This window comes from Paraclostridium sp. MRS3W1 (assembly GCF_032465715.1).
GTDB classification, from domain to species: domain Bacteria; phylum Bacillota; class Clostridia; order Peptostreptococcales; family Peptostreptococcaceae; genus Paraclostridium; species Paraclostridium dentum.
The window spans coordinates 1-21,836 of the sequence record NZ_JAWDJM010000077.1 but is presented as its reverse complement, the minus strand read 5'-3'; the positions used below and the strand labels follow the sequence as shown (position 1 = coordinate 21,836).

The window sequence follows — 21,836 nt, the reverse complement described above, 5'->3', positions numbered from 1 at the left end:
TTTAAATATACTTCAATTATATTAATTTTAAACTATAAAATAGGCTAAAAAAATCTACATACTTCTATACTCTCCTGTAAATTCATAGTAACATGACCATTGTATTGAATTCAACTGTCTCTGAGCTTCCTGGGCTGCCTGTTCACCTAATAATCCATTTATAACTATTTTATATTTATTTGTAGGACATTCTTCAAATGTAGTTTTCCATTGTATTGAATTTAAATGTTCCTGAGCTTTTTCGGCTTCTTCTCTAGTGTTAAATCCTTTTAATATGATTTTAAATTTATTTGAAGGAGTCCAGTACGAAGATGACCATTGTATTGACTCTAGTTTCTTCTGTATATCATTTGCTGTTTTTTCATTTTCAATTCCATCAATTACTATTGTGTACTCATCAGGATTTCCGGTAGGTACCATTTTTCCATTTAGCCCAAATTTATCTTTTATTAATTGAAGTTGTTGTTTAGTGTTTTCTTCACCTTTAAACCATCCTGTTTCTAACTTATACTTTTCTCCATCAGTGTTAGGAACTAACTCTCCTTCTAGTCCAAATTTATCTTTTATTAATTGAAGTTCACTTTTAGTTTTGTCTATTCCCTCGAACCATCCAGTTACTAATCTATATTTACCATTTTCATAAATTGGTTGTACTTCTCCATTTAATCCAAATTTATCTTTTATTACCCTAGCTTCTCTTTGAGCATTTTCTAGTCCTTCAAACCAAGATGCTTCAACTCTATATACAGGAACTTTTATTGGTTCATCTGGAATTATTCTTCCATAACCTAGAAAATGTTGTTTCCAATAACTATTATCTATATCTGTTATACAAACCCCATGTGTACTACTTGCTTGTATAAATTGTGAATCATTTATAACTATACCTATATGAGATGGATTATTAGCACCTCCATACGTACCCTTAAAGAATATTAAATCTCCTGGTTTAGGTTTTGAAATTTTTTGTATATTTGAATTTGACCAGTAACCAGATACACTAGTTCTTGATATTCCATATCCATTATGAGAAAAAACATAGTAAATGAACCCACTGCAATCAAATGAATTTGGTCCTGTAGCGCCCCATGCATAAGGTTTACCTAATTGTTGTTTTGCAAAATTAATAATTTGATTTGCGTTTGCTTGACTCCTTACACTGTAAGCAGCTACTTGCATATTGCTTGTACTTTCTTGCTCATTAGCAAACGATAATTGAGTAGTTGCCGATAATGATAAAACCGTAGCTCCTAATATCCCCCAAATTTTTTTATTCATGTCTTCAACCCCTTTTGATTAATGTATTTCCTGACCATAGATTAACATTATTTTACATTTTTTTCCAGTAATTTGCTTATTTTCCTAATATATACTTTTTTCAAATAAGTTTTAATATTCTATAAAAAAAGGAGTACTCGTTGGCTTGAGTAATCCTTTTCTCGTTTAATAGGTACGATAACTACTGAATTTTATAACTACAGTTCGTTTGCTGCATAATTATACCCAATTATCTAGATATTAAATAAGCATCTTTAAATCCTTTTTCTTTTGCTTCTTTTAATGCTGCTTCTACATATTCTTTAACTTTAAAGCTCCTATACATACAGATAACATTTCATCACTATCGTTATTTGTTGGAGGAGTTGAACTATCTGGTTTAACTGTAGTTCTGTATAATAACTTAACCCAGTTTTCATAATGCTTAGTTTGCTCTGGCGTAAATACTCTACCATTTTGAGTTGAAAACTTTGGTCTTCCTTTTCCTTTTGCTTCCCCATCTATCGTAAAATTAACTTTCATATCAATCTCCTAAAAATCATTAAAATTTTTTAAAATTTTCCAAACCTATAATTTGCTTATTTCTACATATACTACTTATAAAAAGGATGTGAATTTATGCCTTGGAAAAAGCTAAGCATAATGTTAGTAATAACTTTAATTCTATTTACAAGTAATATAAATTTTTCTCATGCTCTTAGCGTTAAATCCCCAGATATAGCTAGTAATCAATATATTAAGGATTTAGAAATAATCGATAATTATATGTACCTTTTAACTAAAGCTGTAATTATGGGAACCTATAAAGAGGATGAAATAAATAAAAACATTAAGTTTATTGAAACTTTAATTGATGACTTAAATATTAAAGTTTCAAAACTTCCTAAAGAAGACACTGATGCTATACTAGCTATACAATCTATACTAAATTTCTATAAAATATCTTTGATGAAGATACAATCATATTTAGAAACTAAAGACCCTGATAATTTAATCGATGCTATTAATGTATTTTCACTAGCTTCTAGCGCTTCAAAAAACTTAGGAAAAATTATAAGTGATGCGGGAAAATAAAATCTCGTTTTCCATTGTTTATTTCTATACTTGTTTGTTTGAATTGCACTTTCTTATTGTGTAGGGTAATTAAATAATATAATTTGCTTATTTCTACATATACTACTTTTAAAAAGGAGGTGTATTTATGTCTTTAAAGAAATTAAGCATTATATTTTCCATAGCTCTCCTTGTTTTTGTAAGTAGTATTAATATTACCTCTGCTATTGAAATTTCAGCACCAATTTCAAATAATAATGAATTTGTTAAAACTCTAGATTTCTTAGATAACAACATGTATATATTAATAAAAACTCTTTCTTCAGAAAACGTTAATACAGATGAAGCAAACAAACAGATTAAATTTTTAAATTCCTTAATATCTGAGTTAAATAAAAAATCTTCACAGTTGCCAAAAGAACAACGAGATGTCTCTGCAGCTTTAAGAGCGATATCAAGCTTTTATGAATTGGCTATAATAAAATCCGAGAACTACCTAGAATCAAAGGATTCAGATGATTTAATCAGTGCTATAAGTACTTTTTCAATAGGTTATAGTTCTTCTATAAATTTAAGAAGTATAGTATTTGGAGCGGGAAAATAAAATCCCGCTTTTTAATTTATATAGTTCCTAATTACAACTGCTCCTAACAAATATGCAGCTGTTACTATCAGCATAGCTCTCATTCCATAAAAAGCTAATGTTCCTAACTTTTCATTTTTAGAACATATATGCAGTAATCCAATTCCTATAAATCCTACTAATATTTCTTTCATGTCCAATCTCCTAGTAATATTTATATCTTGTTATCTACTTAAATTTGGTTTATTTTATAAACTTTTCTATTATAAAATTTATTAATTTGTACACATACTATTTAAGAAGGGATGTGTGCAAATGTTATTAAAAAAATTTAGTATTTTTATATTCATAACTTTGATTTTATTTACAATTAATATGAATTTTTCTTATTCTCTTAATCCTATACCTACAAATTCAACTATTAATTTACCTGTTAATCCATATATTAAAGAGCTAGAAATTATAGATAATCACATGTATATATTAATTAAATCTATAGTTAGAGTAGATTTGAATAAAAAGCATAAAAAAAATGAAGTAATTAATCAGATTAAGTTTATAGAAACATCAATTAATGATTTAACTTTAAAAACTTCACATCTTACTAAAAAAGATGCTGATGCTATTCTAGCTATGCAATCTATATTAAATTATTACAAGATATCTATAATTCAACTAAAATCATATTTAAAAGATAATGATTCTGATAATTTGATTAATTCTATTACTTCATTTTCAATAGGTTATAATCTTTCTGGTAGTTTAAGATCCGTTATAAGTAAAGTTAAATAATAAGTATCTCCATTAATTCTAATACATTTGTTTTTACTTGAAGGCTTAAGATTAGGTGAAATAATATCCTGATAAAATTAAATTTTTAGGTTCAAAACCAAAAAGGAATCGTATAAATTTACGATTCCTTTTTTGTCTTAAACTTAAAAATATTTATATATTACTATTTATTTTTTACTTCATAAGTTGCAACTTTATAAGTTACAGGATTTCCAGTCTGTTCATCATTATCATATTGGACAACTTCTACCTTATGTTTTCCTTCTTTCAATGAATTATCTTGTAATGTTATTGTAGTTTGAGTCATTTCTCCAAGTTGTTCTTTAGTATTAATCATACCGTCTATATACACATACGATAATTTACTACCATCGAAATTTTCAGCAGATAAACCTATTTGCTCTAATAGAGTGTCTTGTCCTACAAATACAACGGGAGTATTTCCATTTTCTGTTGTTCCTCCTGTTGTAGATAAAACTATGGTACCATTACCTATTTCTTTATCTAAGCCACTTGGTATATCTTTCTTAGAGCTCACTTCCTCTTTAGTTGTATTTTCATTTGCTTTATTTTCTTCTTTTGAATTAGAACATCCTATCATTCCTAAAGCTAACACACCTACTAAAACTAATCCTACTATTTTTTTATTCATATTACCCCTCCAATTTTATAAATCAGTAATAGTATATATCATTCGTATTGTTGTAATTTGTATTTTTTTGTCATTTTTAAAAATTTATATTTTTATAATTATTATATGTAGAAAATAATTTGACTATTTTCTACATATAATAATTATAAAAAAGGTGATTCAATATGTATTTAAAGAAATTATCTATTTTGACTACTATAATCTTGTTTGTTTTTATAAGTAATGTAAATATATCCTACGCTATTAAAATCTCTCCATATGAGTCATCATTAACTTCGATTTCTAAGGACTTAGATTTTTTAGATAGCAATATGTATGTATTGGTAAAGTCTATTTCTACAGAAAACTTTGATATAGATGGAGTTAGAAGACAAATTAGCTTTATCAACTCATTAATATATGATTTAACTGAACAATCTTATAATCTATCCTCAGAGCACGCTGATGTTGATGCTGCTTTGCAAGCTATTTTAGGTTTTTATAAATTATCTATAATAGAAGCTAATAAATATATAGATTCCAAAGATTCAGATGATTTAATAAGTTCCATAAATGCTTTTTCAATGGGCTATACAGCTTCTATTAACTTGAAAAATATAATATTTAGGCAAGTAAATTAATTTTTTATAATAAAAAAGCTCCTTATTTAAGGAGCACTTTTAATTATAATCTAAAATGTATATTTTTATTTTTATATTATTTATGTTATTGTATAAGTTTCTAAATACATCTTATTAATAAACTAATTATAAATATGATAAATGCAATTATTAGTACTTTAAATTCTTTCTTCATATTTTAAAATTAAATGCCAATTTAAAAAGAAACATTTTATAAAAATTTTTCTATTATTACTTTTAGAAGATCTAAAATGCTTGCTAATAGAATTAGTTGAGCTGTCGCCAACTGAATATTTATTTTATTTTTTTGTTTCTTCTTATTATTAGGCATCCTTTCACACCCTTTTTAATATATATATTCATTGTATTTTTATTTATTCATAAAAATTTTCATATAAATACTATAATTTGTTAAGGTTTTACAGCATTATATTTTTTGATATTTACATATAATATTTAATAAAATATACATGTACTATAAAAAAGAGGTGAACATATGAACTTGAAAAAAACTAAAATAATAATACTAATGACTTTAACTATTTTAACTTGCAATTTAAATTTTGTTTCAGCCTTTGAATGTTTCCCTCCTAAATCTATATCACAAGACTTAATTAAAGATTTAGATTTAATAGATAATAATATGTATATACTTATTAATACTATATTAAAAGATCAAATTAATGAAGATGCTGCAAAACAACAAATTAGAATTTTAGATTCATTAATTAAAAACTTAAATTCAAAAGCATCTACAATTTCAACGAAAGATGATACTACCCTTTTAGCAATTAAAGCCATTTTAAGTTTTTATAAAGTATCTTTAATAAAATCTGAAGACTTCTTAAAAACTAAAAACCAAGATGATTTAGTAAATGCTGTAAGTTCTTTTTCAGTTGGTTATAATTCTTCCACTACTTTAAGAAAAATCATAAGTGATTCAAAGTAATCCCAATATATTTTTATAAAAAAAGCACTTATTAAATTAAGTGCTTTTTTTATTTTATTTACCTGCTATAGATAGAGATTTAACTACAACAGATGGTGATCCTATATTACTTAATGGAAATTTCAAATCATTTCCTATATTTTCAATATCTTTAATTAATTCAAAAAAGTTTCCTGCCACAGTTATTTGTTCTATAGGATAAGATTTTTCTCCATTTGTTATATAATACCCTTTTGCAGCTAAAGAAAAATCTCCTGTAATTGAATTTGCCCCTGAGTGAAGACCTGCAAAGTCAGTTACTATTATACCCTCATTTACTTCATTTACAAGTTCTTCGAAAGTTAGATTTCCTTTTTCTATATAGAAATTCGTTGGGTCAACACTTACTACTGATGAGTACGATGACTTAAACCCATTTCCTGTAGTTTTTGTATTTGCTTTGTGTGCAGTTTTTAAGTTGTGAAGTAAAGTTATTAGTTTTCCATCTTTAACTATATCTTTTTTATAGGTTGAAACTCCTTCATCATCAAATGGTGTTGATGATAATCCATTGTCTAATAATGGATTGTCTACTATTGTAACAATATCAGAAGCTATATTACTACCTTCTTTATTTTTAAGTAATGACATTCCTCTTTGAGCACTTTCTGCACTAAATACATCACTAAATGTTTCAAGTAAAGATGACATAGCTTCATTATTTATTATAGTTTTATAGTTGCCTGATTCTATAGATTTAGCCCCAATTTTAGAAAATGCTTCATTTACTGCATCTGATGCAATTTTCTTAGTGTCTATATCTTTTATATCTTCAACTAATTGATATCCCATTCCATCTTGCTTTTGATTACTATCTTCTATAACTGGAATTACATATGCCATAAGTAAATTACTCTTGTTGTTTAAATTAAGATTTTTTGTATTACTAATTAAGCTTCTTGATGAACTGTATGATACTTTGCATCCACTTAAATTAATAACCTTATCACTGTAATTTTTTGTTTGTCTCTCTAAATCTATAGCTATTTCAATCAATTCAGCAGGATCTATATTTTCTAGTTTTTCTGAATAAGTTTTAACCTCACTATAACTTTCATCACCTTTATATATAAACTGTACATCTGTGTTTTCTATAGATACAGCTCCTTCTTTTGCCTTTTTCACTAACATATCTATGGCTTCTTCATCTAAAATTTCAGTATACGAATATCCCATTTTACCATTTATTAATCCTCTAAATGAAAGACCTATATACTTATCAATATTATATTTTTCTAATTCAAATTCATAAACAGATATACTTATATTTTCTCCATCAGAATAATAAACTTCGCAATCGGTAAAACCTTCTTGCTTAGCTCTTTCAAATAATTGATCTTTAAATATATTAAATTCCATAATTACTCCTCCGATCTTCCACCTACAGTAATTTCTTTAACTCTTATCATAGGCTGACCCACATTTGTTGGTATACTACCTGAAGATGAACCACACATACCTTGAGCTTGCTTTAGATTATCAGACACCATGTCTATATTCATAAGTACTTCACTACCTTTTCCAATTAAGCTTGCTCCTCTTACAGGTTCTTTAATTTCTCCATTTTTAACAAGGTAACCTTCAGCTACTGCAAAGTTAAACTCACCTGTTACTGGATTTACAGATCCTCCACCCATTTTTTTTGCATAAAGTCCATTATCAATTGATTTTATTATATCTGCTTCTTTATCTTCTCCAGCTGCTATGTATGTGTTTGTCATTCTTGAAGTTGGCGCATACTTATAACTTTGTCTTCTAGAGCTTCCTGTAGCTTGCATATTCATTCTTCTTCCATTTAATTTATCTATCATATATGAATTTAAAATACCATTTTTAATCAATGTATTTTTTTGAGTTAAATTTCCTTCATCATCTATATTGCTAGATCCCCAGTGGTTAGCTAATGTTCCATCGTCAATTGCTGTAACTTTTGAAGATGCAATTTGTTCACCTAGTTTACCAGAAAATACAGAGTTTCCTTTTGCTACTGATGTAGCTTCTAATGAGTGTCCGCATGCTTCGTGAAATATTACTCCCCCAAACCCGTTATCTATTGCAACAGGCATTTTACCTGCAGGGCAGTTTTTAGCATTTAACATGGTATATGCTGTTCTAGCAGCTTCTTTACCATAATACTCGGGATCTACTTCTTCAAACATTTCAAATCCCATAGCTCTTCCAGGACCTTCAAATCCAGTTTGATTTTCGTTTCCTTTTGATGCAATAGCGCTAATACCAAGTCTAGTTCTTATACGTCTATCCTCTACATATATACCTTCAGTATTAGCTACTAGTACCTTTTGATCTTTATCTAAATAAGTTACATTTACTTGTGAAATGTCTGTACTATAATCTTTAGCACTTTTATATGCTTCCTTCATTACCTTTATTTTGTCTTTATAATCTATTAAATTTGGATATAATTTTATAGGATGCATATCTTTGTACTTTATACTATTATTTAATACTATAGTTTTTTCTTCATTTAAATTTCCTAGTGCTAGTGCTGCTTTATACGCTGTATCTAATAATGAATAGATTGAATTGTCATTAGTGTACGCATAAACACTTTTCAATCCTTTAAAAATCCTAATTCCTATTCCATAACTTCTTCCACCTAGTGCATTTTCAACTTTGTTATCTATTATACCTATTGAGTTACTTATCGTATCTTCTTCAAATATTTCTGCAAAATCTCCACCTGTTATCAAACACTTTGATAATACTTTAGAGGCTACTTCTTTTGAAATCATATTATTCCTCCCATTTTTTTACTATTAATTTAATAATATCATAGTTTGCATTCAATCTAAATCGCGTGAAAAAATTTTTATAAAAAAAGTTACTAGTAAACTCTAGTAACTTTTTTTATAAAATCCAGCTTCCTTTGCACTCATAACCTTATTGCTCAAACATAATGGGCATGCTATTTTATCTTCATACCCATTAACTTTGTATATAGTTCCGCAAACAGCACATCTAAATGTAAAATATAATGCATCATCTTCTTTAATTTCTTCTTCTATAACTATTTTTATACAGTTATTATAATAAATTTCCTTTGCAATTTTATACCTTGCATTATTTAATATATTTTCAAATTCGTCTATCTTTAAATTCATTTTTTTAGCGCATAACTTAGGTTTCAAATCTTCTATATCTCTAAGTTTTATTGCTTCAATTTCCTTTTTGCTAAGTTTGAGGTCTACAGTACAAATGTCTTTTTCGATTTCCATAATGATTTTCATCCCCTATAAAAATTTTAATTTAGCAAATATACTTTATAGTATGTATATTTTCATAATAGGGTGATTGATGTATGTTTACTCATTTGTAACTTTATTCTCATGGTTTATCAACCATTCTTTTTTTTCAAGTCCCCCTGCATACCCTACAAGTTTCTTATTAGATCCCACAACTCTATGACAAGGTATAACTATACTTATCTTATTTTTATTATTAGCATTTCCCACAGCTCTGCAAGCTTTGTCATTTCCTATTCTAGTTGCTAGTTCTTTATAAGATATAGTTTCTCCATATGGTATTTTAGTAAGCTCATTCCATACCTTATTTTGAAAATCCGTTCCATTTATTTTTATATTTAAATCAAATAGTTCTCTTTTTCCTTTAAAATATTCATCTAACTGATTCTTAACTTCTTTTATATAACTATGTTCATCACTTTGTTTCTTTTCATCTTCATTAAAATCTAAAGCTACTAAAGAATTTTCATCAACTACTATTCTTAAATTTCCAATAGGTGATTTATAATATCCATAATACAATTTCTCCATATCAAAATACCTCCCTTTATAATTTTTGTTAAAAACTTGGTGGTGTTACTGCAAATATAATTTTAGAAGTCTTTTCATAACTGTTTACCCATTTGTGTCTCATATGAGGAAGTATCTTTACACTATCCCCTTTATATAGAGTTATAATTTCCTTTTCTAAATATAGATCTACTGTCCCATCTAAAACTACAGCAACCTCTTCTCCTATATGATCCATTAATTCCTCTGAAGTTTGTGTACTTGGAGTTAGATTCATAGACATAAGCTGTATATCTCCATTAGAGCTAGGAGACAGCATCTCATACATTAAGTTATTATTTTCGGGAAATGTAAGTTTTACCCTTTTATCCTTCCTTACTACTAATTGCTCGCTATTTTTATTTTCTTTAAAAAAGTTAAATAGCGGAACTTCTAATGCCTTTGCTATCATTTTCAATGTATTTATAGATGGATTTGACAATCCTCTTTCTATCTGACTAAGCATTGACGGTGTTACTCCTGCAATTTGTGCAACCTCTTTTATAGTCATTTGCTTTTGATTCCTATATTCTATTATTTTTTCTCCTATATTAACATCACTCATATATATTCTCCGTTTATTTATTATTTTAACTTTAGATTATATTAATTATGTTTAAATTTCAAGATATATATTTCTTTTTGTTTTTTTGAAATTTTATTTGACTTTATCATTATCCTTTGATATAAATTAAATATAAGTTAATTTTATTCAAATAAATTAAACTATATTTAATTCATATCAATTAAAGGAGATTTTAAACATGAAAATAAATGAATTATCTACACCAAACTTTATATTAGATTTAGATGCATTAGAAAATAATTTAAAAGTAGTTCAAGACCTTTGTAATAAAAATAATAAAGAGCTTTGGCCTATGACAAAAACTCATAAATCAACTAAGTTAGCTCAAATGCAAATAGATTTCGGTGCTAAAGGACTTTTAGTTGGTACAATTGATGAAGCAGAAGCTTTTGTAGAATCAGGAATTAAAGCAATAACATTCCCTTATCCAATAGCAAACGTTTCTAACATTAAAAGAGCTATAAAACTATCTAAAAAAGCAAGAATAATACTTAGCTTTGATAATGTTGAATCTGCTAAGTTATGGAACGATGAATTAGTCAAAGAAGATATGAATATGGAATATTTCATATTAATAAATTCAGGACTTAATAGATTAGGTGTTACTCCTGAGAATTCACCTAATTTAGCTAAAGAATTATCTCAATTTAAAAACTTAAAATTGATAGGAATAAGTACACATCCTGGTCATGTTTATGCAGTAGCTTCACCTGAAGAAGTGTCACCTATATCTAAGCAAGAAGTTGAGCGTATGACTATAGCTAAACAATTTTTACAATCTAATGGTTTTGAAATAGGTGTAGTTGCATCTGGAAGCACACCTACATTTTTTGATGTAGTAAGTGATCCTAGTCTTGATGTTTTAAGACCTGGTAATTATCCATTTTACGATAATATACAATTATCATTAGATATATGTAAAGAATATGATTGTTCTTTAACAGCTCTTGGAACTATAATATCTAGACCAAGTGAAGATTTATTTATAGTTGATGTAGGAAGTAAGTGTTTAGGTCTTGATAAGGGAGCTCACGGAAGTGCCTTAATAACAGGATTTGGAAAGGTTAAAGGACATGATGAACTTAATATAATAGGTCTTTCAGAAGAAGTTGGAAAAATCCAAATAATAGGAGACACTAAATTAAAGGTTGGAGATAAAATTCAAATAATACCTAACCATTCTTGTTCTTGTGCTAATATGACTAGCTATCTTATTGGTTATAGAGGTAAAGACGTAGTAGATATAATAGATATTGATGTAAGAGGAAATTCTAAAAAGCCTATATTGTAATATAAATTATAGCTAAAATCAAAATATGACAGATAGTATATACTATCTGTCATATTTTTTCTTTTTATATCTAGTTATCAAATCTGCTTATTTCAAATAATCTCATATCTTCATCAACTTCATTTTTGTACAACTTACTAAGCATAATACCACCAAGAATAGCAAATAATATGCCATTTGCTCCATACCCTAAGCAGTACCACAAGTTTTTATGTTTAGGATCTGGCCCTATAAATCCCAAATTATCTTTAGTTGTAGCAAAACATCCACAATACTTATACTCAATTTCAATATTTTTTACATCTTTAAACATAGACTTAAGTCTTTGCTCTAGTATTTCATATTTTTCTTGTGCTAATTTATTGTCATCAATATATTTAAATTCTACATCTTCGCCACCTATAATCATTCTATTATCTACAGTAGTTCTTAAATAATTATATGGATCACAATTATCCCTTATCAAAATATTATCTTTCCATCCATGTATACTTTCAATTGGTTTGGTAGCTATATTAAATGTAGTGTATTTAGTTGCAAAATTTCTTTTAGTAAATAAAGTAGTGTTGTATCCTGTAGCAACAATTACTTTATTCGCCTTAATTTTATATCCATAACAAGTTTCTATTTCTACTCCATCATTTATATAATTTATAGTTTTTGCCTCTGTATTTTCATATACATTTAGACCATTTTTTTGACTTACTTCAATTAATTGATTTGTAAATTTATATGGATCAATTTCAGCCCCTCCATTTTTTGATATTATTCCAGCTTTAAGATCAAAACTATATGGATTGTTAATTTTATCTATATACTCTACATTAAGTCCATGGTCTTTTCTTTGTTTAAACTCGCTTTCTATAGCTTTTATTTCACTTTGCTTAGATGTATATAATAGAGTATCTCTTTTTATATAATCACAAAAATTTCCATGCTCATTTATAAAATTTTCTATTTCATCTAATGCTTTTAATCCTAACTTATACGCTTTTATTGCATCCTTTAAACATATAGCTTCTGTAAGTTCAGATAAATTATCATCAAGTTCATATTGTAGTAAAGATGTTGTAACACTTGTACTTAAATGCCCAATTCTTCCTTTTTCAATTAATGTAGTATTTATATTATTTTTAGTTAAATAATATGCACATATAGCTCCAGTTACTCCACCCCCAACTACTAGTACATCTGTTTCTATATTTTTTGTTAAATATTTATATTGTGTATCTGTATTATTTATATTCGTAAAAATCGGATTACCTTTTACATATTCTTGCATAATTTCACTCCTACTTTTTAATTATTATTTTAGTTTATCCTTAATCATTTTTTAAATTCCTAAAATAAATCTAAAGTAGTATAATCATTTGTTTTTGTTAAGCGAAATTAAAGACCTTTTATATTTAAGATGCATCTCTTACCAGGAGTATTGTAACATTGATTACAAGATACGCATTTAGTTCTTTTTCTTTCTCCACTTTCCCATTTACTTATTAAATCAGGCTCTGCAGTTAATGGTCTAGATAGTGAAAAATATTGTGCATAATCTTTATTTAATATATCTTCCATTATATCTAAATTTCTATTTCCACCTATAAGTATCACCGGTATGTTTACTAAATCAGATAGTTTTTTAGCATAATCTTTAAAGTAAGATTCTCTATCCTTTGAAACAACGACTTTTGTTCTTGCTGCACCTAAATTATTTTCTGTTACTTCTTTTATAGACTCATTCCCACCTGTTACTTCTATAGCATCAATACCTAAATCAGCTAATTTTTTTGCTACATATAAGCTATCCTCTTGTGTTAATCCACCTTCACTTACATAATCAGCTGAATTTAACTTTATTAATATAGGGAAATTTTCACCTACTGCAGCTCTCATAGCCTTATAAATTTCAAAGACTATTCTTCCTCTATTTTCTATACTCCCTCCATACTCATCTTCTCTCTTATTATAGTATGGAGATAAAAATTGGCTTAGTAAATACCCGTGACCGCAATGAATTTCAACTCCATCGAACCCTGATTCTTTTACCCTTTTAGCTGCATTTGCGTATGAATTTATTAAATAATTTATTTCTTCTTTAGATATTTCTTTTGCCCATGTTCCAGTATTTTCATTTTTAATAGTTGAAGGCCCCCAAATAGTTCTTTCTCCAACATTAAAATTAGTCATAAATCCACCGTACACTATTTGCATTATTATATTAGATCCTAGATTATGAATTTTTTGTGTGAAATCTTTATACTCTGGTATAAATGAATCATCATATATACCCATCATTCCTGGATTTGGTTGTTCATCCTTAGTAACAAATGCATATCCAGTTATTATAGTTCCTACACCGCCTTTTGCCAATTCTTCATATATAGATATTAATTCAGGAGTTAAGTGACCTTTCTCATCTGCTAAATCTTCCCATAAAGCTCCTCTTAAAAATCTATTTTTCATTTCCATATTTAATATTTTAGTTTTATCAAAAAGTGTCTTCATTTCTTCCTCCTAAAATTTTATTTGTATTGATTTAATATGTAAATTATTATAGGCCGTTTACTTTTTTAATAAAAGTACGCACTTTTTCGTAAGCGTTAAAGTTTATATATCCTAAATAAAAAAGTACATCTATAATTTATAGATGTACTTTTTTATTTTATTAAGCTAAAGCCTTTGAAATTTCAGGATTTTTAATCATAAATTTAACTATAATTGGTATAAAGATTATTTGTATTAACATACCTGGTATAGCTTGTGCCATATTGCCAAATACAAATAACATAGGATTTACTTGTGGAGCTATAGTTAATGAAACTAAATACGCTCCTAGTACCGCAAATAATCTACCACCTATCATAGCTCCTATCAATGACATATATATTTTTTTAGTTTTATTAAATAAAAAACCAGTTATAATTCCATATGCAAAAAGTTCGAATGCCATTATAGGCATAACTGGTATTATAGGCGGCATACCCGTCATTATACCACTTAATATAGGTGTAACTATTCCAACTATTCCTCCACAAACTGGACCTAATAAAAAACCTGCAATTAATACTGGTATATGCATGGGTAAAAATATTTGACCACCTAAACTAATCGTATGAAATACCATCGGTAAAATTATTCCAAATGCAATAAACAGCCCTGATAAAACTATCTTTTTACTTTTCATTTTAAATCCCCCTAACATCTTTTTATAACTAAGTAATAAATCTCATTATCTTCAAAAGCTTCTACTACTTTAAGCCCTGCTTTTTCAAATAAACACCTTTGATCAATAACTGGTATCAATCTATCTTTACTAACACACTCATTCTTTTCCTTATGCATATTATTTAAAAATTCTCTACTGTTTGAATGTGCTATTATAAGTTGTCCACTTTTTCCTAAATTTTTTTCAACTAGTTTTTTAATAGTATTTGTTTTATCTTTTAGATGTGGAAACATAGAGTATAAAACAATACTATCATAGGTTTCATTTATTACATCTTTCTCTACATCTATTAATTCAAAAGATACCTTTTCAATATTTCTAAATTTTTCTCTAGCTACGTTAAGCATTTCACTTGAAATATCTACACCCTTTATATATCCATTTGGGTTTAATGATTTTAAAAAAGGTATTAATACCCCTGTACCTGTTCCTACATCCAATACTTTACTATTATCAGTTATATTTAATTTTGATAATAGTGTATTGATTTTTTCCTCATTCACTTCAATTATACTATCCCATTCTTTAGCTATTTGGTTGAAAAACTCTACTTGATTCATTTTATCCCCCTTTTAAAATACAAAAAAGCCATGAAGGCTAAAAGCCTTCATGACTTCATTTTCAAATGTTTATTTACTATAAGTATAATGATTTTAATTTATGCTTGTCAATTTAAAAATCTAAAAAAATTTTATTTATCCAATATCATTAATTCCTTAGGAAATTTAGTTAGTATTTGAGGTCCTTCTTTTGTTACTAAAACAGTATCCTCAATTCTAATTCCTCCCCATCCTGGGAAATATACCCCTGGTTCCATAGTTACAACGCAGCCTTCTTTAAGAGTTTTTGTACCATAATTACCTAAGAAAGGTTCTTCATGTAATCCTCTTCCTATACCGTGTCCTAACCCTCTATAATAATATTGCTCATACTCCTTAACAACTTCTCTAATTTTAGCATCTGGAACTGTTGCATGAACGCCATCTTTCATATTCTCTATTCCTACAAGTTGAGCTTCTTTTATTAACTCATATAATTCTATCTGCTTTTGATTTGCTTCTCCAACTATAAAAGTTCTTGTGGTATCAGATCTATATCCATTGTACATTGCCCCATAATCTATAAGCAATAAATCTCCTCTTTCAATCTTTTTATCACTTGGTTTTCCATGAAGTAGAGATGTTTTTGCTCCTGATATTAATATCGTGTCAAATCCCAAATTATGAGCTCCATTCATTTTCATAAAATATTCTAATTTAGCTGCTAATTCTCTTTCTGTAACTCCAACCTTTATATGTGGAATTAATTCTTCTAATGCTTTATCTGCTATTTCACAAGCTTTTTTTATATTATCTATTTCTTCTTGATTTTTAACGTATCTTAATTCTTCTATAAGCCCATCTGAACACACTAAATTTATTTCACTTTTATCTAGCTGAGATTTAAAAGCTTCATATTTTTCAAATGTTAAACTAGATCCTTCAAACCCTAATGTTTTTATATTATTTTTTAAGCATACATCTTCAACTGCTTTACCTATGTTTCTGTCAAACAAATGCCAATTAACTAATTCAAACCCTTTACAAAGACTTTCTGCCAACTCCATATATCTAGTATCAGTTATCAAAAAATTTCCTTTTTTAGATATAATTGCAAATGCATCTTCATCATTGTAATTTGATATGTAATTAACATTTTGATCATTAGTTAAATAAATTGCATCTAAATTTTTTTCCTCTAGTAATTTAACTAATTTTTCTATCTTATTCATATCGCAGTCCCCCTTTTTTAGCTATACTTAAATTGTATATTTTTTATGTACTAATTGTCAATCTTGTTATATAACGTTTTCACAAGAATGAAATATATTTGATTTTAGATATTCAGCATGAATTTTCATAAATGTGACACATACTGAACATCTAAATATCAATTTTATACTTTGCAAAATATTGTATTATCTCTTATCACATAAAAATAATCTAATAAACACCCCATAACTATACCTAAACTATAGCTGATTAAGTCTTCAAATAAAAAACCATGTCCTAATACCAACCCTCCAAGAGTTGTAGCTCTTATATTGTTTATCCAGTCAGCTTGGTATAATTGACTTATTTCTATAGAAAAAGAAAAAACTATAGCTAATATTAAAGTTTTTGTTAATTTTAATTTTGGAATTAAAAATCTCAATCCAAAATATACCATCATAGCCCATAACATATCTCCTACAAAGGGGGCAATAGCTTTAGGAAATATATTCATATATTTTCTTGATAGCAGTCCCATAATCATTGTAAACATCGTGACTACTAAATACTTTATCCTTATTTTCATTTTGCTTTTCCTTTTCCTTACGTCTAATTTTATTAATATTTACAAATCTATAATATTCTTAAATCGTATGTTTACTTTATCTTTTAATTTATACTCACTCTTCTCTATACCACTTAAATCAACTACTATACTTTCATTATTTTTTTCTATAATATATCTTGTATAAGATCCTATAAAAATTTCATTTTTAATTTCCCACTCACCATTGACATCTTTATTTAATTCTATATCTTCTGGTCTAATTAACTTTTTAGAGCCATTAATTTCAATAATATTTGACTTTCCTATAAATGAACCTACATACTCATTTATAGGATTTCTATATATTTCTCTAGGTGTACCTATCTGAATAATTTTCCCACTATCCATAACAACAATTCTATCTGATATACTTAAAGCTTCTTCTTGGTCATGAGTTACAAATATCATAGTTATATTAAACATACTTTGAATTTGTTTAAGTTCGTCTCTCATTTTTATCCTCAATTTAGCATCTAAATTACTAAATGGTTCATCTAATAATAAAAGTTTTGGCTTAGTTATCAAAGCTCTAGCTAATGCCACTCGCTGCTGTTGCCCTCCACTAAGATTACCTACATGTTCATATTCATATCCTTTTAGACCTACAATCTTTATATATTCTTTTGCAGCATTAAGTCTTTCTTTTCTTCTAAAATTTGTTGTATATTTTAACCCATAACTTATATTTTCAATAACATTCATATGTGGAAATAATGCATAACTTTGAAATACCGTTGCTATTGGCCTTTTTTCTGGAGGTAGTAAAGTTATATCTGACTCTTCTAATATAATGGTTCCGTTATCTGGCTTTAAGAATCCTCCTATAATGTTAAGTGTAGTAGTTTTCCCACAACCACTCGGGCCTAATAGTGTTACTAATTCGCCTTGGTTTATTTGTAAATGTATATTAGTTACTCCGTTTTGTTTTGAAAATTCTTTTTTTATATTATTTAATTTTAAAAACACCTACTATTCCCCCTTATTAATTATCTAGAATTTTTATAGCTAAAATATTTACTGTAAAAGTTATAATTATTATAAAGCATGCTATAACAGATCCTAATCCATAGTTCCCATTTTTTATAACGTTAAACATTTCTACTGTAGCTACATTGGCACCTGGCGATATCAAAAAAATTATAGCTCCTACAGTTGTCATTGTAGATGTAAATGTGTTTATAAAACTTGATAAGAATGCCGGTTTTAATAAAGGTATTATTATATCTTTTACTATCATTAACTTAGGTGCTCCAAGATCTGTAGCTGCTTTTTCTATTTGCTTATCTATATTTGGAAAAAGTGCACTAGCTGCTTTACTTCCAACTGATATTTGTCTAAATGTACAATTTAAAACAACTATTGCTACAGTACCAGTTAATAATAAAGGTTTTTTATTAAAAGCAAGTATATATCCTATTCCAAAAAATGTTCCTGGTATTATATACGGCAAAGATGATATAAATTCAATAAATCTCATTCCATATATAGTTCTTCTTTCAACGTAATAAGATAGTAAAATTCCTATTAAACTTGCTAAGAAACCTGCCCCTAAAGAATATTTTATACTTCTTATAAATGAATCCAAATTTGTTAATTTAAATGCTTTCATATAATCTAAAGTAAATGTTAAATTTCCCGAAGCTCTATTAGATATAGCTGATATAAATATAGTTATATATTGAATTAATATTATAACTATAAACGACCAAGTAATTATTCCTAAAATTAACTTTAAGTATTTAGATATATTAAAATCAATATGTTTACTTGTGCTAGATTTTGTTCCACCTGATAAACTACCTATTTTTTTCATACTTTTTCTATAAAAATAAAATGCTACTATTGCAGGTATTATTAAAATAACACTCATAGCTGCAGCTTTGGGTAAGTTTGCTCTTCCAATTGCAGTTAAATATGCTTCTGTAGCTAATACATTAAAATTTCCCCCAATAATTATAGGAGTTCCAAAATCAGAAAGATTTTTAGTAAATATTATAAAAAAAGTTGCTAATATACCAGGTGTAGCTAATGGTAAGATAACTCTTTTTATAGTTTCAAGTGATGATGCTCCTAAATCCCTAGATGCTGAAATCAATCTATTGTCTATATTTTTTAAAATTCCAGCTATCATTATTGATGCAAATGATATTTCTCCTATTGACTGCATTAATACTATTCCTTGCCACCCATACGGATTTGTGCTAAGACCTAGTAAGTCATGTGTAATTATCCCCCTTCTTCCAAATAACAATATAAATGCTAATGATCCAACAAAAGGAGGCGATATCATAGTTAATATTAATACGTGATTTATAAACTTGCTGAGTTTATTACTAACAAATACAACGTAAGTAGCTATTATCGTAGAAACTATTATTGCTATTATTGATGACAAAGTAGCTATATAAATACTATTTTTAATAAGGTCTATATTGTTAGAGCTAAATAAAGTTGTGTACTCTTCCAATGTAAACTTTCCTTCTTTTATAAAACTTGTAGATATTACTGAAATAACTGGATATAAAATAAAAACCAATATACCTAATACTATGGTTAAAATTAATACCTTTTCTATATAATCGCTAAAACGGATAGCTAAATTTTTAACTATCCGTTCATTTAATTTGTTATTGTGTTGATTTATTTCCAAAATCTTCACTCCATTTATTTAAAATATGTTCTCTTTCAGTTCCTAGTTTTTGGATATCTAAATCTACAAGCTTATCTAATGGCATACTTTCAACAGATTTAACAGGCTTAATTTCTGGTCTAGTCATGTATCTCGGATCTTTTTCTTGTATAAATGTTTGTCCTTTTTCAGATAACGACCAATCTACAAATGCTTTTGCTGCTTCGGTATTTTCTGCATTTTTAAATATAGCAACTGGGGCCGGTATCCACGGAATAACATCTTCTGGGTATATTGTACTTACAGGATACTGATCTTCCATAACAAAATATTCACCTGTCATAGGTATTACTCCAACTGCAAATTCCCCCGAGCATACTTTATTTGCAGGCTCAGAACCTCTTTTAGCTAAAAACGGTATATTCGAGTTAAGTTTATTAAAATAATTCCATGCTTTTTCTTCTCCCATATTTTGTATTAATCCATTTACCATAGCATAGTTAGTTCCTGAAATCGATGGGTCTGCCATCATAACCTCCCCTTTATATTTAGGATCTGCTAAGTCTGTCCATGTCTTTGGAGATTCTAATCCTTTTTCTTTTAATAAGTCATTATTTACCATGAACCCTACTGTAACTAGCGAAGTTCCTGTCCAATATCCTTCTTTATCTTTATATTTGTCTGGTATAGTTTTTGATTCTTCTGATATATATGGTTCTAATAAATCAGCTTCTTTTGCTGCTATAAAGCTATCAGCTCCCCCTCCAAACCATACATCTGCCATTGGCTTACCATTTTCAGCTTTTATTCTAGATAAAACCTCTCCTGAAGACATATCTATAAATTCCACTTTAATTCCAGTATCTTCCGTAAATTTTCCAAATATGTCTTCTTTAGCTCCATGTGCAGCTACAACTTTAAGAGTTGTACCCTCTAAATTATTTTTTCCATCCTTAGATGAACTTTCTTTATTATTAGTGCAACCTACGGCCCCTATTGTTAAAGTTGCAACTAATAATGATGTTACTAATTTTTTCAATTTCATTTTACTCCCACTTTCTCCATTTATTAAGCTCTCCACTTCATTCATTTCCGAGCTTTTTCCTTCTAATTTTACATTATTATGAATTTTTCTTCAAATTCATAATTTCTATATATTACTATTCATAAATAGATTTTATCTATACAACAAAAGCAAGGTGAAAATGACTTGACCCTGCTTTTTATTAAATTACCTATGATTTTATAATAAAACTTTTTCAAACTCTACCCTGTATGTTTGAAAATCTAGCTTTTCATGTAGTTTTATAGATGCTAAATTATTTATACCAGTTCCCGATCTTAAAACTTTCGCTCCATTTGTTTTACATTGTTCTTCTACATGATTAATTAAAAAACTTGCAATTCCTTTATTTTTATAACTATCAATAATTAAAATATCATTAATCTCTGCTATTGATATCTCATAGTCCTTAATATCATAAAAGCTAACCCAACAATATCCTATTTTCTTTACTCCGTCTTGAACTATTAACCCTAATGCTCTGCTTTCTTTCAAACTTTTTGTTAAAACTTTTAAAAATTTACTTGGATTGTCTGTTGAAAACCACTTAGATCTATACCTATCATATCCACATTCAGCATTCCATTTGCTTTCACATTTAAAGTTAATTTTACAATGACTTTCTAGTATAAAATCTTTATCGCTTTCTAAATCTATATTTCTTATAGAATATTTCATTATTCATCCTCCCATACTGGATTTATCTGTTCGATGGTTTAAGCTTGTACCAATTTATAACTTTTTAAACTTTTATCTATTTAAATTCTATGTATCTTCATATCAAAAAAATACTATTTTATTGCTAAGCTATATAAATAAAAAAATAGAAGCATAATGCTCCTACTTTTTTTAAGTTCATTTTAATTTTTTTATTTCCCTGATTCTACTCTGTCTCCTTATACACATCT

25 protein-coding genes are annotated in these 21,836 nt (G+C 27.5%); 6 read left to right on the top strand and 19 right to left on the bottom strand.

The features are described from left to right. Window positions 1-54: 54 nt before the first annotated feature. Window positions 55-1,278, bottom strand: coding sequence for a C40 family peptidase (locus RWY47_RS05735; RefSeq protein WP_207656689.1), 1,224 nt, complete (start codon window positions 1,276-1,278; stop codon window positions 55-57). Window positions 1,279-1,569: 291 nt separating this feature from the next. Beyond that, a complete protein-coding gene (locus RWY47_RS05730; protein WP_150842729.1) occupies window positions 1,570-1,800 on the bottom strand; it encodes a RusA family crossover junction endodeoxyribonuclease in 231 nt (76 codons plus the stop codon). A 96-nt stretch (window positions 1,801-1,896) separates the two neighbouring features. Between RWY47_RS05730 and RWY47_RS05725 the strand changes: the two genes are divergently transcribed. Next, window positions 1,897-2,352 carry a hypothetical protein gene (locus tag RWY47_RS05725; protein WP_150842728.1) on the top strand — a complete coding sequence of 152 codons (456 nt, stop codon included), beginning with the start codon at window positions 1,897-1,899 and terminating at the stop codon, window positions 2,350-2,352. A gap of 127 nt (window positions 2,353-2,479) precedes the next feature. Then, window positions 2,480-2,935 (top strand): hypothetical protein, encoded by a 456-nt coding sequence (locus RWY47_RS05720; protein WP_224170259.1) that lies wholly within the window; start codon window positions 2,480-2,482, stop codon window positions 2,933-2,935. An 11-nt stretch (window positions 2,936-2,946) separates the two neighbouring features. On the opposite strand, the gene RWY47_RS05715 is transcribed toward RWY47_RS05720, so the two are convergent. Then, window positions 2,947-3,108 carry a hypothetical protein gene (locus tag RWY47_RS05715; RefSeq protein ID WP_167402854.1) on the bottom strand — a complete coding sequence of 54 codons (162 nt, stop codon included), beginning with the start codon at window positions 3,106-3,108 and terminating at the stop codon, window positions 2,947-2,949. A 121-nt stretch (window positions 3,109-3,229) separates the two neighbouring features. Here RWY47_RS05715 and RWY47_RS05710 point away from each other — a divergent pair, with 121 nt between their 5' ends. Next, complete coding sequence (locus RWY47_RS05710; RefSeq protein WP_168932329.1) at window positions 3,230-3,706, top strand: hypothetical protein; 477 nt, start codon at window positions 3,230-3,232, stop codon at window positions 3,704-3,706. Window positions 3,707-3,869: 163 nt separating this feature from the next. Here RWY47_RS05710 and RWY47_RS05705 read toward each other — a convergent pair whose 3' ends face one another. Then, on the bottom strand, window positions 3,870-4,358 hold the full coding sequence (locus tag RWY47_RS05705; protein ID WP_224170258.1) for a hypothetical protein: 489 nt from the start codon (window positions 4,356-4,358) through the stop codon (window positions 3,870-3,872). A 164-nt stretch (window positions 4,359-4,522) separates the two neighbouring features. On the opposite strand from RWY47_RS05705, the gene RWY47_RS05700 reads away from it, so the two are divergent. Then, a complete protein-coding gene (locus tag RWY47_RS05700) occupies window positions 4,523-4,978 on the top strand; it encodes a hypothetical protein (RefSeq protein ID WP_224170257.1) in 456 nt (151 codons plus the stop codon). Between the two features lie 496 nt (window positions 4,979-5,474). Next, window positions 5,475-5,927 carry a hypothetical protein gene (locus RWY47_RS05695; protein WP_224170256.1) on the top strand — a complete coding sequence of 151 codons (453 nt, stop codon included), beginning with the start codon at window positions 5,475-5,477 and terminating at the stop codon, window positions 5,925-5,927. A gap of 54 nt (window positions 5,928-5,981) precedes the next feature. Here RWY47_RS05695 and RWY47_RS05690 read toward each other — a convergent pair whose 3' ends face one another. The 5 genes from RWY47_RS05690 to RWY47_RS05670 all read right to left on the bottom strand — a co-directional run bounded on the left by RWY47_RS05690 (window position 5,982) and on the right by RWY47_RS05670 (window position 10,343). Further along, window positions 5,982-7,325, bottom strand: a complete 1,344-nt coding sequence (locus tag RWY47_RS05690) for a TldD/PmbA family protein (protein ID WP_224170255.1) — start codon at window positions 7,323-7,325, stop codon at window positions 5,982-5,984. Between the two features lie 2 nt (window positions 7,326-7,327). Continuing rightward, window positions 7,328-8,719 (bottom strand): TldD/PmbA family protein, encoded by a 1,392-nt coding sequence (locus RWY47_RS05685; protein WP_150842855.1) that lies wholly within the window; start codon window positions 8,717-8,719, stop codon window positions 7,328-7,330. Window positions 8,720-8,821: 102 nt separating this feature from the next. Next, complete coding sequence (locus RWY47_RS05680) at window positions 8,822-9,202, bottom strand: DUF134 domain-containing protein (RefSeq protein ID WP_021431360.1); 381 nt, start codon at window positions 9,200-9,202, stop codon at window positions 8,822-8,824. A gap of 87 nt (window positions 9,203-9,289) precedes the next feature. Continuing rightward, the gene (locus tag RWY47_RS05675; protein ID WP_224170254.1) at window positions 9,290-9,760 is read right to left on the bottom strand and encodes a methylated-DNA--[protein]-cysteine S-methyltransferase; all 471 of its coding nucleotides are present in this window, start codon (window positions 9,758-9,760) and stop codon (window positions 9,290-9,292) included. Window positions 9,761-9,788: 28 nt separating this feature from the next. After that, window positions 9,789-10,343 (bottom strand): helix-turn-helix domain-containing protein, encoded by a 555-nt coding sequence (locus RWY47_RS05670; protein WP_224170253.1) that lies wholly within the window; start codon window positions 10,341-10,343, stop codon window positions 9,789-9,791. A 199-nt stretch (window positions 10,344-10,542) separates the two neighbouring features. Here RWY47_RS05670 and RWY47_RS05665 point away from each other — a divergent pair, with 199 nt between their 5' ends. After that, entirely contained in the window at window positions 10,543-11,655 is a 1,113-nt protein-coding gene (locus RWY47_RS05665) for an alanine racemase (protein ID WP_224170252.1), read from the top strand. A gap of 70 nt (window positions 11,656-11,725) precedes the next feature. Here the strand turns inward: RWY47_RS05665 and RWY47_RS05660 are convergent, their stop codons facing one another. The 10 genes from RWY47_RS05660 to RWY47_RS05615 form a co-directional block, all read right to left on the bottom strand. Then, window positions 11,726-12,937, bottom strand: coding sequence for an NAD(P)/FAD-dependent oxidoreductase (locus RWY47_RS05660; protein WP_206198412.1), 1,212 nt, complete (start codon window positions 12,935-12,937; stop codon window positions 11,726-11,728). Between the two features lie 107 nt (window positions 12,938-13,044). Beyond that, window positions 13,045-14,157, bottom strand: a complete 1,113-nt coding sequence (locus tag RWY47_RS05655; protein WP_224170251.1) for an NADH:flavin oxidoreductase — start codon at window positions 14,155-14,157, stop codon at window positions 13,045-13,047. Window positions 14,158-14,317: 160 nt separating this feature from the next. Then, complete coding sequence (locus RWY47_RS05650; protein ID WP_224170250.1) at window positions 14,318-14,836, bottom strand: ECF transporter S component; 519 nt, start codon at window positions 14,834-14,836, stop codon at window positions 14,318-14,320. An 11-nt stretch (window positions 14,837-14,847) separates the two neighbouring features. Continuing rightward, window positions 14,848-15,438 (bottom strand): class I SAM-dependent methyltransferase, encoded by a 591-nt coding sequence (locus RWY47_RS05645; RefSeq protein WP_150842861.1) that lies wholly within the window; start codon window positions 15,436-15,438, stop codon window positions 14,848-14,850. Window positions 15,439-15,569: 131 nt separating this feature from the next. Next, window positions 15,570-16,649 carry a M24 family metallopeptidase gene (locus tag RWY47_RS05640; protein WP_224170249.1) on the bottom strand — a complete coding sequence of 360 codons (1,080 nt, stop codon included), beginning with the start codon at window positions 16,647-16,649 and terminating at the stop codon, window positions 15,570-15,572. A gap of 164 nt (window positions 16,650-16,813) precedes the next feature. Next, window positions 16,814-17,215 carry a ribosomal maturation YjgA family protein gene (locus RWY47_RS05635; RefSeq protein ID WP_226883295.1) on the bottom strand — a complete coding sequence of 134 codons (402 nt, stop codon included), beginning with the start codon at window positions 17,213-17,215 and terminating at the stop codon, window positions 16,814-16,816. Between the two features lie 39 nt (window positions 17,216-17,254). Then, window positions 17,255-18,202 carry an ABC transporter ATP-binding protein gene (locus RWY47_RS05630; protein ID WP_168932323.1) on the bottom strand — a complete coding sequence of 316 codons (948 nt, stop codon included), beginning with the start codon at window positions 18,200-18,202 and terminating at the stop codon, window positions 17,255-17,257. A gap of 16 nt (window positions 18,203-18,218) precedes the next feature. Next, window positions 18,219-19,886 carry an ABC transporter permease gene (locus tag RWY47_RS05625; RefSeq protein ID WP_224170248.1) on the bottom strand — a complete coding sequence of 556 codons (1,668 nt, stop codon included), beginning with the start codon at window positions 19,884-19,886 and terminating at the stop codon, window positions 18,219-18,221. Then, on the bottom strand, window positions 19,864-20,955 hold the full coding sequence (locus tag RWY47_RS05620; protein ID WP_206198409.1) for an ABC transporter substrate-binding protein: 1,092 nt from the start codon (window positions 20,953-20,955) through the stop codon (window positions 19,864-19,866). The genes RWY47_RS05625 and RWY47_RS05620 overlap by 23 nt, the downstream gene beginning before the upstream one ends. A gap of 153 nt (window positions 20,956-21,108) precedes the next feature. Beyond that, window positions 21,109-21,606: a GNAT family N-acetyltransferase gene (locus tag RWY47_RS05615; protein ID WP_168932322.1), complete on the bottom strand. Its 498-nt coding sequence runs from the start codon at window positions 21,604-21,606 to the stop codon at window positions 21,109-21,111. Window positions 21,607-21,836: the final 230 nt, after the last annotated feature.

Excerpts from the sequence above, each read along its gene's own strand:
- RWY47_RS05735 (WP_207656689.1), bottom strand. The coding sequence starts at position 1,278 with ATGAATAAAAAAATTTGGGGGATATTAGGAGCTACGGTTTTATCATTA.
- RWY47_RS05730 (WP_150842729.1), bottom strand. The coding sequence starts at position 1,800 with ATGAAAGTTAATTTTACGATAGATGGGGAAGCAAAAGGAAAAGGAAGA.
- RWY47_RS05725 (WP_150842728.1), top strand. The coding sequence starts at position 1,897 with ATGCCTTGGAAAAAGCTAAGCATAATGTTAGTAATAACTTTAATTCTA.
- RWY47_RS05720 (WP_224170259.1), top strand. The coding sequence starts at position 2,480 with ATGTCTTTAAAGAAATTAAGCATTATATTTTCCATAGCTCTCCTTGTT.
- RWY47_RS05715 (WP_167402854.1), bottom strand. The coding sequence starts at position 3,108 with ATGAAAGAAATATTAGTAGGATTTATAGGAATTGGATTACTGCATATA.
- RWY47_RS05710 (WP_168932329.1), top strand. The coding sequence starts at position 3,230 with ATGTTATTAAAAAAATTTAGTATTTTTATATTCATAACTTTGATTTTA.
- RWY47_RS05705 (WP_224170258.1), bottom strand. The coding sequence starts at position 4,358 with ATGAATAAAAAAATAGTAGGATTAGTTTTAGTAGGTGTGTTAGCTTTA.
- RWY47_RS05700 (WP_224170257.1), top strand. The coding sequence starts at position 4,523 with ATGTATTTAAAGAAATTATCTATTTTGACTACTATAATCTTGTTTGTT.
- RWY47_RS05695 (WP_224170256.1), top strand. The coding sequence starts at position 5,475 with ATGAACTTGAAAAAAACTAAAATAATAATACTAATGACTTTAACTATT.
- RWY47_RS05690 (WP_224170255.1), bottom strand. The coding sequence starts at position 7,325 with ATGGAATTTAATATATTTAAAGATCAATTATTTGAAAGAGCTAAGCAA.
- RWY47_RS05685 (WP_150842855.1), bottom strand. The coding sequence starts at position 8,719 with ATGATTTCAAAAGAAGTAGCCTCTAAAGTATTATCAAAGTGTTTGATA.
- RWY47_RS05680 (WP_021431360.1), bottom strand. The coding sequence starts at position 9,202 with ATGGAAATCGAAAAAGACATTTGTACTGTAGACCTCAAACTTAGCAAA.
- RWY47_RS05675 (WP_224170254.1), bottom strand. The coding sequence starts at position 9,760 with ATGGAGAAATTGTATTATGGATATTATAAATCACCTATTGGAAATTTA.
- RWY47_RS05670 (WP_224170253.1), bottom strand. The coding sequence starts at position 10,343 with ATGAGTGATGTTAATATAGGAGAAAAAATAATAGAATATAGGAATCAA.
- RWY47_RS05665 (WP_224170252.1), top strand. The coding sequence starts at position 10,543 with ATGAAAATAAATGAATTATCTACACCAAACTTTATATTAGATTTAGAT.
- RWY47_RS05660 (WP_206198412.1), bottom strand. The coding sequence starts at position 12,937 with ATGCAAGAATATGTAAAAGGTAATCCGATTTTTACGAATATAAATAAT.
- RWY47_RS05655 (WP_224170251.1), bottom strand. The coding sequence starts at position 14,157 with ATGAAGACACTTTTTGATAAAACTAAAATATTAAATATGGAAATGAAA.
- RWY47_RS05650 (WP_224170250.1), bottom strand. The coding sequence starts at position 14,836 with ATGAAAAGTAAAAAGATAGTTTTATCAGGGCTGTTTATTGCATTTGGA.
- RWY47_RS05645 (WP_150842861.1), bottom strand. The coding sequence starts at position 15,438 with ATGAATCAAGTAGAGTTTTTCAACCAAATAGCTAAAGAATGGGATAGT.
- RWY47_RS05640 (WP_224170249.1), bottom strand. The coding sequence starts at position 16,649 with ATGAATAAGATAGAAAAATTAGTTAAATTACTAGAGGAAAAAAATTTA.
- RWY47_RS05635 (WP_226883295.1), bottom strand. The coding sequence starts at position 17,215 with ATGAAAATAAGGATAAAGTATTTAGTAGTCACGATGTTTACAATGATT.
- RWY47_RS05620 (WP_206198409.1), bottom strand. The coding sequence starts at position 20,955 with ATGAATGAAGTGGAGAGCTTAATAAATGGAGAAAGTGGGAGTAAAATG.
- RWY47_RS05615 (WP_168932322.1), bottom strand. The coding sequence starts at position 21,606 with ATGAAATATTCTATAAGAAATATAGATTTAGAAAGCGATAAAGATTTT.